Origin of the sequence: Blautia coccoides, assembly GCF_034355335.1 — a bacterium.
Taxonomy (GTDB): Bacteria; Bacillota; Clostridia; order Lachnospirales; family Lachnospiraceae; genus Blautia; species Blautia producta.
Map to the genome: position 1 here is coordinate 3898340 of NZ_CP136422.1, position 13797 is coordinate 3912136.

13 protein-coding genes are annotated in these 13797 nt (G+C 48.1%); 4 read left to right on the forward strand and 9 right to left on the reverse strand.

From position 1 onward, the window contains the following. Nucleotides 1-49: 49 nt before the first annotated feature. The 5 genes from frr to BLCOC_RS17565 form a co-directional block, all read right to left on the reverse strand. The gene (gene frr / locus BLCOC_RS17545; RefSeq protein WP_018596335.1) at nt 50-607 is read right to left on the reverse strand and encodes a ribosome recycling factor; all 558 of its coding nucleotides are present in this window, start codon (nt 605-607) and stop codon (nt 50-52) included. A gap of 17 nt (nt 608-624) precedes the next feature. Beyond that, on the reverse strand, nt 625-1320 hold the full coding sequence (gene pyrH / locus BLCOC_RS17550; protein ID WP_018596336.1) for a UMP kinase: 696 nt from the start codon (nt 1318-1320) through the stop codon (nt 625-627). Between the two features lie 16 nt (nt 1321-1336). Further along, on the reverse strand, nt 1337-1690 hold the full coding sequence (locus BLCOC_RS17555; RefSeq protein WP_165907152.1) for an Hpt domain-containing protein: 354 nt from the start codon (nt 1688-1690) through the stop codon (nt 1337-1339). 174 nt (nt 1691-1864) lie between these two features. Next, nucleotides 1865-3232 (reverse strand): sodium-dependent transporter, encoded by a 1368-nt coding sequence (locus tag BLCOC_RS17560; protein WP_115622910.1) that lies wholly within the window; start codon nt 3230-3232, stop codon nt 1865-1867. Between the two features lie 91 nt (nt 3233-3323). Next, nucleotides 3324-4349 (reverse strand): nucleoid-associated protein, encoded by a 1026-nt coding sequence (locus BLCOC_RS17565; RefSeq protein WP_115622911.1) that lies wholly within the window; start codon nt 4347-4349, stop codon nt 3324-3326. A gap of 257 nt (nt 4350-4606) precedes the next feature. Between BLCOC_RS17565 and carB the strand changes: the two genes are divergently transcribed. Together carB and BLCOC_RS17575 are read left to right on the forward strand one after the other, a co-directional pair. Beyond that, nucleotides 4607-7828, forward strand: coding sequence for a carbamoyl-phosphate synthase large subunit (gene carB, locus BLCOC_RS17570; protein WP_115622912.1), 3222 nt, complete (start codon nt 4607-4609; stop codon nt 7826-7828). A gap of 15 nt (nt 7829-7843) precedes the next feature. Next, a complete protein-coding gene (locus BLCOC_RS17575) occupies nt 7844-8788 on the forward strand; it encodes a DMT family transporter (protein WP_018596341.1) in 945 nt (314 codons plus the stop codon). A gap of 189 nt (nt 8789-8977) precedes the next feature. On the opposite strand, the gene BLCOC_RS17580 is transcribed toward BLCOC_RS17575, so the two are convergent. Next, nucleotides 8978-9559 (reverse strand): cyclase family protein, encoded by a 582-nt coding sequence (locus BLCOC_RS17580; protein ID WP_115622913.1) that lies wholly within the window; start codon nt 9557-9559, stop codon nt 8978-8980. Further along, nucleotides 9556-10242, reverse strand: a complete 687-nt coding sequence (locus BLCOC_RS17585) for an HAD-IA family hydrolase (RefSeq protein ID WP_115622914.1) — start codon at nt 10240-10242, stop codon at nt 9556-9558. The genes BLCOC_RS17580 and BLCOC_RS17585 overlap by 4 nt, the downstream gene beginning before the upstream one ends. A gap of 227 nt (nt 10243-10469) precedes the next feature. On the opposite strand from BLCOC_RS17585, the gene BLCOC_RS17590 reads away from it, so the two are divergent. Next, a complete protein-coding gene (locus BLCOC_RS17590; protein WP_026255578.1) occupies nt 10470-11828 on the forward strand; it encodes an MATE family efflux transporter in 1359 nt (452 codons plus the stop codon). A 93-nt stretch (nt 11829-11921) separates the two neighbouring features. Here the strand turns inward: BLCOC_RS17590 and yaaA are convergent, their stop codons facing one another. Next, nucleotides 11922-12662, reverse strand: a complete 741-nt coding sequence (gene yaaA / locus BLCOC_RS17595) for a peroxide stress protein YaaA (RefSeq protein ID WP_018596345.1) — start codon at nt 12660-12662, stop codon at nt 11922-11924. Between the two features lie 172 nt (nt 12663-12834). On the opposite strand from yaaA, the gene BLCOC_RS17600 reads away from it, so the two are divergent. Next, nucleotides 12835-13509: an HAD family hydrolase gene (locus BLCOC_RS17600; RefSeq protein ID WP_018596346.1), complete on the forward strand. Its 675-nt coding sequence runs from the start codon at nt 12835-12837 to the stop codon at nt 13507-13509. Here the strand turns inward: BLCOC_RS17600 and BLCOC_RS17605 are convergent. Then, the gene (locus BLCOC_RS17605; RefSeq protein ID WP_018596347.1) at nt 13463-13765 is read right to left on the reverse strand and encodes a cysteine-rich small domain-containing protein; all 303 of its coding nucleotides are present in this window, start codon (nt 13763-13765) and stop codon (nt 13463-13465) included. The genes BLCOC_RS17600 and BLCOC_RS17605 overlap by 47 nt on opposite strands. Nucleotides 13766-13797: the final 32 nt, after the last annotated feature.

Genomic DNA, 13797 nt, shown 5'->3' on the forward strand with positions numbered 1-13797 from the left:
TAAAAGAGGCACAATACTTTTTTCTTGTATGTGCCCCTCTTGATTCAAATTATACTGTTAAGATTTCTTTTGATTTCTCTTCCACTGTCTTATCGATGTTCTTTCCGAACTTATCTGTCAGTTTCTGGATCACGTCCTCAAGTTCTTTGATCTCATCCTCAGAAACATCCTGTTTTGCCAGCTTTTTAAATGCCTCGTTGGCGTCACGGCGGATATTGCGGACAGCTACCTTGGCAGCTTCCCCTTTCTTCTTCACGTCTTTCACCAGCTCTTTTCTGCGCTCCTCGGTAAGCTCAGGCAGTACCAGACGGATAGACTTGCCGTCATTATTGGGGTTGATCCCCAGATCAGATGTCAGGATGGCTTTCTGGATATCCTTGATCAGGGAAGACTCCCATGGCTGGATCTGGATCATTCTGGGTTCCGGCACAGTTACATTTGCCACCTGCTGCAGTGGTGTAGGGGTCCCATAATAGTCTACGGTGATTTTATCCAGAATATGCGGATTTGCACGTCCGGCACGGATGGTTCCCAGTTCTTTTACCAGGGCATCCATTGTCTTGTTCATTTTGTCTTCATATTTTGCGATTCTCTCATCAGTTGCCATATTCATTTCCTCCCAAATTATACTAATACTTTTGTTCCTGTAAATTTACCGTGAGCGGTGTTCACAATACTGTCTTTTTCATTCAGTCCAAACACAAGCATGGGCATCTTGTTCTCCATACAGAGAATGGATGCGGTCATATCCACAACTGCCAGCTTCTTGTCTATGACCTCCTGAATACTCACCTCATCATACTTCCTGGCGTCAGGATTGCTCTTGGGATCGCTGTCATACACACCGTCCACTGCTTTTGCCAGGAAAATCATGTCAGCCTCAATCTCAACCGCACGCAGTACAGTGGCTGTGTCTGTTGAGAAATAGGGATGGCCTGTGCCGCCTGCCATAAAGACTACCATGCCGCGGTCAAAATATTTATTGACACGGTCTTTTGAAAATAATTTCGTAAAAGAGCCGCATTCAAAGGGAGTCAGGACACTGGTCCTCATGCCTGCTGTGCGGAAGATCTCAGATACATAGATACAGTTCATGACTGTGGCAAGCATTCCGATCTGGTCTGCTTTTGTTCTGTCCATGTTCTCACTGGTGCGGCCTCTCCAGAAGTTGCCGCCGCCGATCACAATACCCACCTGAATCCCCTCATCCACCAGAACTTTAACCTGACGGGCAACCTCCATAACTGTCGCCTCATCAAATCCGGTCTTCTTGGAACCCGCCAGCGCTTCTCCGCTCAGTTTCAGTAAAATTCTCTTCATCTGTCTTTCCTCTTCACTATTGATTTTCTGTGATGATCTTTATTATCTCATTGTACTGCTTTTCAATTTCGTCCATATCCTCACAGGAAGGAAGTTCGCCTCTCCTGCCTTTTTCCACTGCCGGCTGCATCTTATCGTAAAGACTGCTGAGTCCCAGATTGCCGGACACACCTTTCATGGTATGGGCTGCTTTAAAAAATTCATCTGCATCGCCCTGTGCAAAGGCTTTTTTCATTGCTCCAAAGGTTACATCCTGGGGGAACTTTTTTAAAAACTTCATGCACAGCGCTTCGTTGTTCATGAAACGCTCCAGTGTGCCGTCCATGTCACATCCCGCTTCACGCAGTTTGGTCAACATTACATGTTCCATATACATTCTCCTATTATATACCGGAAAATATATTCTCCCGGTACAGCATCTGCTGCTGCGGCATTTACCTGTCTTTCGGATTTGTCACTGCTCCTTCTAAACCAAGAGCAGTAACCCGGATTTTTATTCTATCCCTAGTATACCTGTAAAATTTACTGATTTCAAGGGAATTTTCTATAAACTCTGAAACAAACTCCAATATCCCTGCACAAATATATAAAGGACGATAACCGGCAGGATAAATGTGAGATAAACCTTTATTTTTCCGGGAAATGAGATTCCGTCTCCCGTGTTGGCCTCTTTCAGGAAGTTCTTCCATCCCCATCCGTATCTGGTCACGCAGAACAGCAGATATACAAGGGAGCCAAGAGGGAGCAGGTTATTGCTCACCAGGAAGTCCTCAAATCCCATAATATCCTTGCCGAGGATCGTAAAATCGCTCCAGACAGTCATGCCGAAAATGCAGGGCAGGGACAAGAGGAAGATCGCAATCCCATTTATGAGCGCCGCTTTTTTCACATTCCAGTTCCACAGATCCTGGGCAAAGGATATGATGTTCTGGAACACAGCTATAATGGTGGAAAGTGCTGCAAAGGACATGAAAAGGAAGAACAAAGCCCCCCAGAACCTTCCCCCTTTCATGGCATTAAACACATTGGGCAGGGTGACAAACACAAGGCCCGGACCTTCCCCCGGATTCACCTGGAACGCAGAGCAGGCAGGAAAGATAATAAGCCCGGCGATCAAAGCCACCATGGTATCCAGGATCGTAATACTGACAGCCTCACCGGTGAGTTTGCGTTCCTTGCCTATGTAGCTTCCGAAAATAGCCAGTGCCCCGATCCCCAGACTCAGGGTAAAGAAAGCCTGTCCCATGGCCGCGAAGATAACATCCTGAATGCCGTACTCAGACAATTTTCCGAAATCAGGCAGCAGATAGAATTTCAGCCCCTCAGACGCGCCTTCCAGTGTACAGGAACGCACAGCCAGAAGTACCATCAGCGCCAGAAGCACCACCATCATGATCTTGGTGATCTTCTCCACACCCTTCTGCAGTCCCATGGAACAAACTGCAAAACCGATGACCACGATCAGAACCATCCAGAAGATCATCTGGGGCATATCCGTGGAAAGGCTTCCAAATGCCGCACCCACACCTTCTGTGTCAAGTCCCACAAAATCACCTTTCACCATCTTCACAAAATAAGCCAGCATCCAGCCGCCGATGGTTGTGTAGAACATCATCAGCAGGTAGTTTCCCGCCATGCCGAAATATCTGTAAATATGCCATTTGCTTCCCTTCTTCTCAAGCACATTGAAGGACACGGCAATACTTTTCTGGCTGGCTCTGCCCACTGCAAATTCCATGACCATGATAGGCAGGCCAAGAATAAACAGAAAAAACAGGTATATCAGCACAAACGCCGCACCGCCGTACTTTCCCGTTATATAGGGAAAACGCCATACATTTCCGAGACCGATGGCACATCCTGCGGATATCAGGATAAAACCCAGTCTGGAAGAAAATTTTTCTCTTTCCATATTTCCTCAACCTCATTATTTTTTATCCCGGAAGTTTCCTCTTCCGGCTGAAGTATTGTATCACAATGTCTGATAAAACGCCACAATTTTATTAACGACTCTCAATACTTCCGATATTTTTTATGAGAACAGAGATCGTCCCGTCAGGATTGGTGATAAATTCCACCTTATCCTTGTTATTGTACTCCTCCATGGGGATTTTTAATTCAATTCCCGTATCGGTGAGCAGGTGCTGTTTCGTAAACTTTTTGGTGGTGGTGGGATTCTGAGGCTCCACTCTTGTCTCTGCCAGGTTGTATTTTTCCAGCTTCTCCTGCACCTCCTCCCGCATCTGGGGATGCTCCTTAAATATCTTTTCTATGACCACAGGCACATCCAAGGCTCCCTCACTGGAAAGCTCCTGATTGATGATGCTCTTGGTCTCCATCTGCACCTCAAACTGTTCAGATTCATTGTAGTATTTTTTCTGCACATCCGTCACCGCTTTATTCACAATGGAAAGCCGTGTCTTGGCGGAAAGAGAGCCTTGGCACTTTAAAAACAGCTTTGAGAAATAATTGGTCTTGATACCGTTTACATCATACTTCTTCTCCACAAGACGCACATACTTAGGCGCCCCCAGATCAAGCAGAGCCGCCTCGGAAAGCTTTTGGGTCTCCCCCGGCAGAATGGCTTTCTGCATTATGATATCGTTGTTATTGCCCCAGGGGTCCGCATTTGTCAGATGGGTGTAGGATGTACGGTAGTTCATCTTCAAAAGAGCCAGGTATTTATGTCTGTCCACCTGATATTCCGCTGTCAGAAGGTCTGCCGGCGGGATCTCAATGTTCTGGTTCATGATGGTGAAGAGCTCCTGGGCGATCTTCTTGGAAATCTCCACAAAATTCTCCGTGTCATACTCCTCTATATACTTATAAATACTGGACTCCTCCTCAGAAAAGCTGCAGCTTCGTATCTCATCACTGGTATCGATCCTGAAAATATGGGCTTTCAGAAAGTCCGCAAAATCAGAACCATAGTCAAGCACCTTGTCGGACAGCACCGGCATACCCACTGTGGAATCCAAAATATGTACGATCACCTGTCCGATATGGATCTCTTCCTTATCTGCTATCATGTGTCTTCACTCCTGTTCTTATGTTCTCCTGCTGTATCAGTCAGTCCTCACAGGCTTTTTGATACAGGTTTCCTGTAGAGTATACCGCAATCTGCAAATTTTATCTACTTTTTTCGAGCTATTTATACTTGCGGCAAAATATATGACTATGCTATAATTGTCCCTGACTGAAGGCGTGATACACAGGCCTTCTATTATCATGTTCCGCCAAATTAACATGGCGGAGGATTAAGCACAAAGAAAAATGGAGGATAGCTATGCCAAAGAGAAATGACATTCACAAAATTCTGATTATCGGTTCCGGCCCTATCATCATCGGACAGGCATGCGAATTTGATTATTCCGGAACACAGGCATGCAAAGCATTAAAGAGCCTTGGTTACGAAATTGTACTGGTCAATTCCAACCCGGCAACCATTATGACAGACCCGGCAACAGCTGACGTCACTTACATCGAACCGCTGAATGTAGACCGGCTTACAGAGATCATCGAAAAAGAAAGACCGGATGCCCTGCTCCCTAACCTGGGCGGACAGTCAGGACTCAATCTCTGTGAAGAGCTGTACAACGCAGGCGTTTTAGAAAAATATAAGGTAGAAGTCATCGGTGTTCAGGTTGACGCCATCAACCGCGGCGAAGACCGCATCGCATTCAAACAGGCCATGAACGAGCTGGGCATTGAGATGGCAAAGAGCGCACCGGCTTATACCGTTGAGGAGGCAGTGAAGATCGCCTCTGAACTGGGATATCCCTGCGTGATCCGTCCTGCCTATACCATGGGCGGTACCGGCGGCGGTATTGTATATAATGAGGAAGAACTCCGCAAAGTGGCAGCCCGCGGTATTGCAGCATCCATGGTAAACCAGATCCTCATTGAGGAGTCTGTCATCGGATGGGAAGAGTTGGAAGTGGAAGTTGTCCGCGATGCAACAGGCAAGAAAATCTCCATTTGTTTCATAGAAAATATTGACCCCATGGGCGTACATACAGGTGATTCCTTCTGTTCTGCCCCTATGCTGACTGTATCCCAGGAAGTACAGGACCGTCTGGAAAAACAGGCACACGCCATTGTGGAATCCATCGGCGTCATCGGTGGAACCAATGTGCAGTTTGCCCACGACCCCAAATCAGACAGGATCATCATCATTGAGATCAACCCCAGAACCTCCCGCTCCTCCGCGCTGGCATCCAAGGCTACCGGTTTCCCCATTGCCTATGTGTCCGCACTGCTGGCAGCAGGACTCACACTCTCAGAGATTCCTTATTATAAGGGAGGTTCCCTGGCAGACTACAAACCCACCGGTGACTATATTGTGGTCAAATTCGCGCGCTGGGCATTTGAGAAATTCAAAAAAGCGGAGGATAAACTGGGCACACAGATGAAAGCTGTAGGTGAAGTGATGTCCATCGGCAAGAATTATAAGGAAGCCCTTCAAAAAGCCATCCGTTCCCTGGAAAAAGGCCGCTACGGTCTGGGATTTGCCAAAGATTTTCATGAGCTTTCTCTGGATGAACTGTACTTAAAGCTGGGAGAGCCTACCAGTGAGAGACAGTTTATTCTGTACGAAGCCATCCGAAAAGGCGCTCCTCTTTCCAAGCTTCATGAGATGACCCATATCAAAATGTGGTTCCTGGAGCAGATGAAGGAACTGGTTGACCTGGAGGAAAAAATCCTGGCCTGCCGCGGCGGTCATCTCTCTGATGAGCTTCTGGTTCAGGCCAAGAAGGACGGCTTCTCAGACAAATATCTGGCAGAGCTTCTGGATGTTGACGAATGGGAGCTGTTCAAGAGAAGAGAATCCCTGGGCATGAACGAGCGCTGGGATGCAGTTCCGGTAAGCGGTGTAAAAGAACCTGCCGCATACTATTACTCCACCTACAACGGGGAGGATAAAGCCCCTGTATCCGGCGGACGAAAAGTCATGGTCCTGGGCGGCGGTCCTAACAGGATCGGACAGGGTATTGAATTTGACTACTGCTGTGTTCACGCTGCCTTTACTCTGAGAGATCTGGGATTTGAGACCATCATGGTAAACTGCAACCCTGAAACCGTATCCACAGACTACGACACCTCCGACAAGCTGTACTTCGAGCCTCTTACCGTGGAAGATGTCATGTCTATCTATAATAAAGAAAAGCCACTGGGTGTTATTGTACAGTTCGGCGGCCAGACACCGCTCAACATTGCAGCGGAACTGGAAAAACGCGGCGCTCATATCCTGGGTACTTCTCCGGCTGTCATTGATATGGCTGAAGACCGTGATCTGTTCAATGCCATGATGCAGAAGCTGAATATTCCCATGCCGGAATCAGGAATGGCTGTCAATGTGGATGAGGCGCTGGAAATCGCTCACCGCATCGGCTATCCTATGATGGTACGTCCTTCCTATGTACTGGGCGGCCGCGGAATGGAAGTGGTATATGATGACAACATGCTCCGTGACTATATGGCGGCAGCCATTGATGTGACACCGGAGCGTCCTATCCTCATGGACAGATTCCTGCAGAATGCCCTGGAATGTGAGACAGACGCTATCTCTGACGGCTCCAACGCATTTGTCCCCACTGTTATGCAGCACATTGAGCAGGCCGGCGTACACTCCGGAGATTCTGCCTGTGTGATCCCCTCCGTGGAAATCTCAGAGGAGAACAAAAAGCTCATCCGTGAATACACCACAGCTATTGCCTGTGAGATGGGTGTTGTAGGCCTGATGAACATGCAGTACGCCATCTGTGAGGACAAGGTTTACGTTCTGGAGGCCAATCCCCGTGCATCCCGTACGGTTCCGCTGGTATCCAAGGTATGCAACATCAACATGGCCAATATTGCCACAAAGCTTATGACATATGAACTGACAGGAGAACGCCCGGATGTAACCTCTTTCTCGGAAAAGGCACATCCCTACTACGGTGTGAAAGAAGCCGTGTTCCCGTTCAATATGTTCCCTGAGGTTGACCCTCTGCTGGGACCGGAAATGCGTTCCACAGGCGAAGTTCTGGGACTGAGTGAATCCTTTGGCCTGGCTTACTACAAAGCCCAGGAGGCAGCAGGCGCCAAGCTTCCGCTCTCCGGCAATGCATTGGTAAGCGTCAACAAAGGCGACAGGGTTCAGGCACTGGAAGTTGCAAGACAGCTTCACGAGCTGGGCTTTACCATTGTTTCCACCGAAGGCTGCGGCCAATACTTCACCGAAAACGGTGTGCCCTGTAAGATCCTCAAGAAACTGCAGGAGGGCCGCCCCAACATCTATGATGCCATGGTAAACGGCGAAGTGGATCTAATCGTAAACTCCCCTGCCGGAAAGCAGAGCAAATACGATGACTCTTACCTGAGAAAAACAGCCATCAACAAGAAAATACCTTACCTTACCACTATGTCCGCAGCTCTGGCAAGCGCCAAAGGTATTGCCGCTGTGATCCGTAAGGAAAACGGCTCCCTGAAATCCCTTCAGGAATATCATAAGAGTCTGGAACAGTAAAAAGGAGCTTCCTACATGACAGCGAAACAATCCAAGAATTTTCTGCTCCTGTTCACCGCTGCGGTCATCTGGGGTGTTGCCTTTGTGGCACAGAGCGTAGGCATGGACTATGTAGGTCCTTATACCTTCAATATGGTAAGGACACTGCTGGGCGGGCTGGTCCTCATCCCCTGTATTTTCCTTCTGGGCAGAAAAAATGCCCGGAAGGACGGCAAAAAGGATCAGCCGTCAAAAGCGCTGGACCGTCCCCGTGATCTGATGATCGGCGGCGGCCTGTGCGGTATCATGCTTTTTATTTCCACCTCCCTTCAGCAAGTGGGTATTCAGTATACTACCGTGGGCAAGGCGGGATTTATCACAGCTTTGTATATCATCATTGTGCCTATACTGGGAATCTTCCTGAAGAAAAAGCCGGGACTGCGTATCTGGATCAGCGTGGTAATCGCACTGGCAGGTCTGTATCTTCTGTGTATGACAGGAAGCCTTTCCCTGAGCAAAGGTGACTTTCTCATTTTGATCTGCTCCTTTTGTTTTTCTATCCATATAATGGTTGTAGACCACTTTTCAGAGAAGGTCAGCGGAACCAAGCTCTCCTGTATCCAGTTCTTCGTAACTGCCGTACTGTCTGCGATTCCCATGTTTCTGTTGGAAACGCCGCGTATGAGCAATATTTTACAGGCATGGCTCCCTATTCTCTATGCAGGGATACTGTCCTGCGGGGTGGCCTACACCTTCCAGATCATCGGTCAGAAAGGCTGTGACCCCACAATCGCCTCCCTGATCCTGAGTCTGGAATCCGTGGTCTCTGTTCTGGCAGGATGGGTGATCCTTCACCAGAACCTGTCGGCAAAGGAGATCACCGGCTGTGTGCTCATGTTCGCTGCCATCATTCTGGCGCAGGTCAGCCCTAAAAAGCAGGGGACAGCAGCAGGCACTCTGGAAGGGGAAACGGTGCGCTGAACCTGGCAGATAAATCAGAAAAGATACAATATTATTATTCTTACAAAAAAGATGCCGGCATCCAGGAGGGCACTGAAAAATCATGGTTTTTCAGTGCCCTCGCATCCAGCCGACATCTTTTATTAACATGTATTGTTCATAAGTCCGATAACCGTTCCATATCTTCACAGTCACAGACAAAAATCCTATTTACACATCCAGAAGCACCGGCCGCACCGGTGAACCATCCAAATCTGCCATTTTCATGGGCTGGGCAGCCAAAAAATATGTCCCTTCCGGCACTGCTCCAAGTACAAGCCCCTCTAAGATCACAATCTCCGCTCCCAGCAGTATCCTGTGTATCTCCTTCTGGGTATCCGGGTTTCCCACAGTCTGGTCCTCCACTCCCATAAGATCCAGCTCTGCCTCGGCACACACATCTGCAGCACCCGGTGTCAGCAGGATGTCTCCTTTCAGAAGCAGCTTTTTTGTCCCGTCAGCGAGGAGCCGTTCCATGTCCTCTGCCTGCACAGTGCCTGTGATACTCACGACCTTGCACATTCCCATACATTTTTCCAGAGGGATCCTGTCCACTCCATGCGTTCCCTGACAAAAGTGCTTTGGGGCATCCAGATGTGTCCCGCTATGGCTTCCCATGGTGAGCACTGTCAGATTACAGGCATCGCCCTTTTCTATTTGATAATAGGGCGTTTTTCCCGGTACCGGGTCACCCGGATACGATGGAGTCGAAAAAAGCTCTTTTCCTATATCATACATTTTCTTTACTGTCATATATTCTCCCTCTTTTCCCTGTGGTCTGTTCCGTTCAGAAGCAGATATTCTTCCAATTCTTTTACACTCTTCACGATCTTGTCCGCTCCCGCTTCTGAAAGCTCCTCATAACTGCCATATCCGTATGTGACTCCAATACAGGAAATCCCTGCCTGTTGTGCTCCGTATACGTCCTGATTCCTGTCACCGATCATGACGGCTTCTGCTCTTCTATCCCGGTATCCCAGCCTTTCAAGGATGATCTCAATGACATCTGCCTTGGACATTTTCATCTTATTTGGATCACTGCCCACAATTTGACAGAAATATTTTTCCAATCCGAAATGTTCAAGGATCTTTTTTACCATGCCATCCGGTTTTGAGGATGCAACCCCCAGGGTGTATCCTTTCTCCCGCAGTGCTTCCAGCATCTCTTCGATATCCTCATAGGGATGATTTTCAAAAAGACCGGTCACATTATACCGCTCCCGGTAGTAATGGACGCCCTGTACCGCCTCCTCCTCAGACATTCCGCAGTAGCGCATGAATTGTTCCAGAAGCGGCGGACCTACAAATACCTCCAGAGCCTTTAGATCATCTGCCTCTCTTCCAAGCTTACGCAGAGCGTACTGGACTGATTTTGTGATTCCCTCCCCGGATGCAGTAAGCGTACCGTCCAGGTCAAACAGCAATACTTGATACATGTTATTCTCTCCCTTAGCAGTCATTTGCTGCTGAACACGGTTATCTGATTCAATGCCGTGAACAACAGCTTTATTTTTCCATTATAGACAAAAACCCCCGCAAAAACAAGAACAGGTCAAAATATTATAGCTTTTTCACCAATTATTGTATGACATTTTCAGGAAAAGCCTTTATACTGGAAGGTAACATAAAAAAATATCAAATGGATCAAGAGAGGTTTTACATAATGGAAATCGCAGCATCAAGACAATCTACTTTCTATAAAGACATGTTCCGGCTGGCACTGCCTATTGTCATCCAGAACCTGATCACCACAGCAGTCAGCTCCGCCGATGTGATCATGCTGGGTTGGGTCAGCCAGACTGCCCTGTCAGCCGGTTCTCTGGCAAGTCAGATCATGTTTATCCTGAATCTGGTCTACTCCGGCATAGCATCCGGGGTTATCATGCTGGCTGCACAGTATTGGGGCAAGCAGGATACCGAGACCATCGAGCGCATCATGGGAATCGGCATGCGTTTGTCTATCCTCATATCCTCCCTGTTTTTCGTGCTGGCTTGTTTCTTTCCCAGACTGCTCATGCTGATCTTCACTTCCGACCAGGAGCTTATAACCGCAGGTATTCCATATCTCAGGATCGTGGGTATCTCTTATCTGTTCATGAGCATTTCACAGGTTTACCTGTGCACCATGCGCTCCATTGAGAGGGTCATCTTTGCCACAGCCACCAACGCGTCTGCCTTGGGACTGAATATTTTATTGAACGCCGTCTTTATTTTCGGCCTGTTCGGACTTCCCCAAATGGGAATCGTAGGGGTAGCCATGGCAACCACCATAGCAAGAGGTGTGGAACTGGCCATCTGCCTGCTGGATGCATGTCGTTTTAAAACCATACGTTTCCGGCCGAAGACCATTATAGAACGCCATAAACTGCTCTTTCAGGATTTTATCCGCTACTCTATGCCGGCCTTCGGAAATGAAGTTTCCTGGGGTGTGGCCTTCTCCATGTACTCAGTCATCATGGGGCACCTGGGAAGCGACATGGTTGCCGCCAATGCAGTGGTCATTGTAGCCAGAAACCTGGGCACAGTGGTATGCTTTGGGCTTGCCAATGCAGGCGCTATCCTTCTCGGCAAATCCATAGGGGCCGGATTCATGGACACGGTAAAGGAGGATTCCACACGGTTCTGCAAGATCACATTTTTAAGCGGAATTGCGGGCGGGATCATAATTTTCCTTCTGCGTCCCCTGTTTATGAACATGGCTGACCTGACTCCAACTGCCCAGTCCTATTTGAGCACCATGCTCTATATCAACATGTACTATGTACTCGGACAGGCCATGAACACCACAGTGATCTGCGGTATCTTCCGCTCCGGCGGGGATTCCCGGTGGGGATTTCTATGTGATTTTATTGATATGTGGCTGTTCGCCGTCCCTCTGGGCTTTATCAGCGCCTTTTTGCTGAAGCTCCCGCCTATGTGGGTATATTTTCTCATCTGCCTGGATGAATTTGTCAAAATGCCTTTTATCTACAAGCACTATAAAAGCTATAAATGGCTTCAGAATATCACCAGGGATTTCTGATACATTGTTCTTCCCCAAACAGCCGCCTCCTGTGTATCGCAAAAAGAGAGTCCTGCCTGCAGGATTCTCCTGCCGGGGAGCGGCGCCTGGGGCCTATTTCAGAAAAACCAGTTCCTTGTCAGTGGACCGGGCAGCATCAAATCCATAACCCAGGCCCGTAAACTCTTTCATCTCATCCGGTTCCGTGATATTCTTTTCAGAGAGCCAGCGCACCATCTCTCCTCTGGCCATCTTTGCCATAGTCCCCTTTACCTTTACTTTTCCATCTGAAAGCTCTCCGAAAACGCAGGTGACAAAACGCGTTTTCCGGTCTATGTATTTTTCTGCTGCCCTGCTGTATTCTATTGAAGCCAGATTCAGTAAGAAATCCTCCCCCTCTGCCAACTCCCTGTAAATCCTGTCTCCCCAGAAGGCATATAGATCCTGTGTACTGCCCATCTTTAATTTTGCCTGCATTTCCAGGCGGTATGGTATCACCCCGTCCATGGGTCTCAGCACCCCGTAAAGCCCTGACAGGATCCTCAGGTGCTCTCTCACATAATCCCACTGCTCCGCGGAAAATACCTGAGGCGCCATATACTGATACTGGATTCCCTCATAGGACAGAACAGCCGGAGTCACATTGCTGTAAAGGTCCAGTTCCTTCAGTTTCAGAAAATTTTCTTCGGCGATCTTATCGCTGCACTTCCACAGCTTTTTCAGTTCCCCATAGTCCAGTTCCTTCAGCCTGTTCCGTAAGGTATCTGCCTCCTTTATAAAGACAGGCACGGTGGTCTCAAAGGGTTCATCTGTATTAATATTCATCTTTTTTGCCGGGGAAATAATTATCTTCATATGCAGTCCTTTCTCTGCAGCCGTTCAGTATTCCACAGTTCGCGGGACAGTGGAATGCTGAACTGTTACAGCTGCTTTTCTCTTCCTGCGAAAAGTTTAGCATATTCTTTGTTTTTGTGCTATAATGTATTTGCTTTTTTTGTCTGAGAAATATTTACAGGAGATGATAGAAATGATGATAAACGCATTGATCTTTGATATGGACGGGCTGATGTTTGATACTGAACGCCTGATGAAGGCCGGATGGGAGGAAGCCTGCCGTGAAATGGGATTTACCCTGACAGAATACCATCTGAGCCAGATGCGCGGGGGAACAAGGGAGCGGAGCAGCCGGCTTTTTGAGGAGTGGTTCCACGGAACTGTGGATTACGACCAGGGCCGTGCTATCCGGACAAGATATCAGAGAGATCATATAGAAAAATACGGTGTGCCTGTGAAAAAAGGCCTGATGGAACTTCTCACATACCTGAAGGAGCGGAGGATTCCGGCTGCCGTGGCCACCTCCACTGCCAGAAAGGAAGCCTCCCGTTACTGGGATATGGCAGGGGTTACCCCCTACCTCACCGCCTCTGTATGCGGAGACGAGGTAACAAAAGGAAAGCCGGATCCGGAAATCTTTCTGACCGCCGCAAAAAAATTAAAGACACCGCCGGCGCAGTGTCTGGTCCTGGAGGACAGCTTGAACGGCATCCGCGCCGCCAAAGCCGCAGGCGCCTTATCCTGTATGGTACCGGATCTGACACCTGCAGATGACGGCATCCGTCCGTTCTGTGATATCATATGTGAAGATTTATCCCAGGTTATCCCTTATCTGGATTCCTGCGGTTCTTCTTTGCAATCTCCATGATTTCGTTGTATTTGCCTGTAATATAGCCAAAATTATCCCTCTTGTGGGGAAGGCCGCATTTGCTGCAGTCCTTAATGCCCTCTTTTGTGTAATGAAAATTACCTCCGCACTGGTCACCCAGGGCATACAAAGGGCAGTAGCAGAAAAGGCAGTTAAAATTTTCGGGGTCATTTGTTTTATGGCAGGGAAAGTATTCACAGTCCTTATGGCTGAAAAATGCATACTGCTTCCCTTCCCAATATTTTTCTTCGCTCATTCTTCTGATCCTTTCTACAAAGCTTAAGAAAA

Coding starts and splice junctions, on each gene's coding strand:
- frr (WP_018596335.1), bottom strand. CDS start 607: ATGGCAACTGATGAGAGAATCGCAAAATATGAAGACAAAATGAACAAG.
- pyrH (WP_018596336.1), bottom strand. CDS start 1,320: ATGAAGAGAATTTTACTGAAACTGAGCGGAGAAGCGCTGGCGGGTTCC.
- BLCOC_RS17555 (WP_165907152.1), bottom strand. CDS start 1,690: ATGGAACATGTAATGTTGACCAAACTGCGTGAAGCGGGATGTGACATG.
- BLCOC_RS17560 (WP_115622910.1), bottom strand. CDS start 3,232: ATGGAAAGAGAAAAATTTTCTTCCAGACTGGGTTTTATCCTGATATCC.
- BLCOC_RS17565 (WP_115622911.1), bottom strand. CDS start 4,349: ATGATAGCAGATAAGGAAGAGATCCATATCGGACAGGTGATCGTACAT.
- carB (WP_115622912.1), top strand. CDS start 4,607: ATGCCAAAGAGAAATGACATTCACAAAATTCTGATTATCGGTTCCGGC.
- BLCOC_RS17575 (WP_018596341.1), top strand. CDS start 7,844: ATGACAGCGAAACAATCCAAGAATTTTCTGCTCCTGTTCACCGCTGCG.
- BLCOC_RS17580 (WP_115622913.1), bottom strand. CDS start 9,559: ATGACAGTAAAGAAAATGTATGATATAGGAAAAGAGCTTTTTTCGACT.
- BLCOC_RS17585 (WP_115622914.1), bottom strand. CDS start 10,242: ATGTATCAAGTATTGCTGTTTGACCTGGACGGTACGCTTACTGCATCC.
- BLCOC_RS17590 (WP_026255578.1), top strand. CDS start 10,470: ATGGAAATCGCAGCATCAAGACAATCTACTTTCTATAAAGACATGTTC.
- yaaA (WP_018596345.1), bottom strand. CDS start 12,662: ATGAAGATAATTATTTCCCCGGCAAAAAAGATGAATATTAATACAGAT.
- BLCOC_RS17600 (WP_018596346.1), top strand. CDS start 12,835: ATGATGATAAACGCATTGATCTTTGATATGGACGGGCTGATGTTTGAT.
- BLCOC_RS17605 (WP_018596347.1), bottom strand. CDS start 13,765: ATGAGCGAAGAAAAATATTGGGAAGGGAAGCAGTATGCATTTTTCAGC.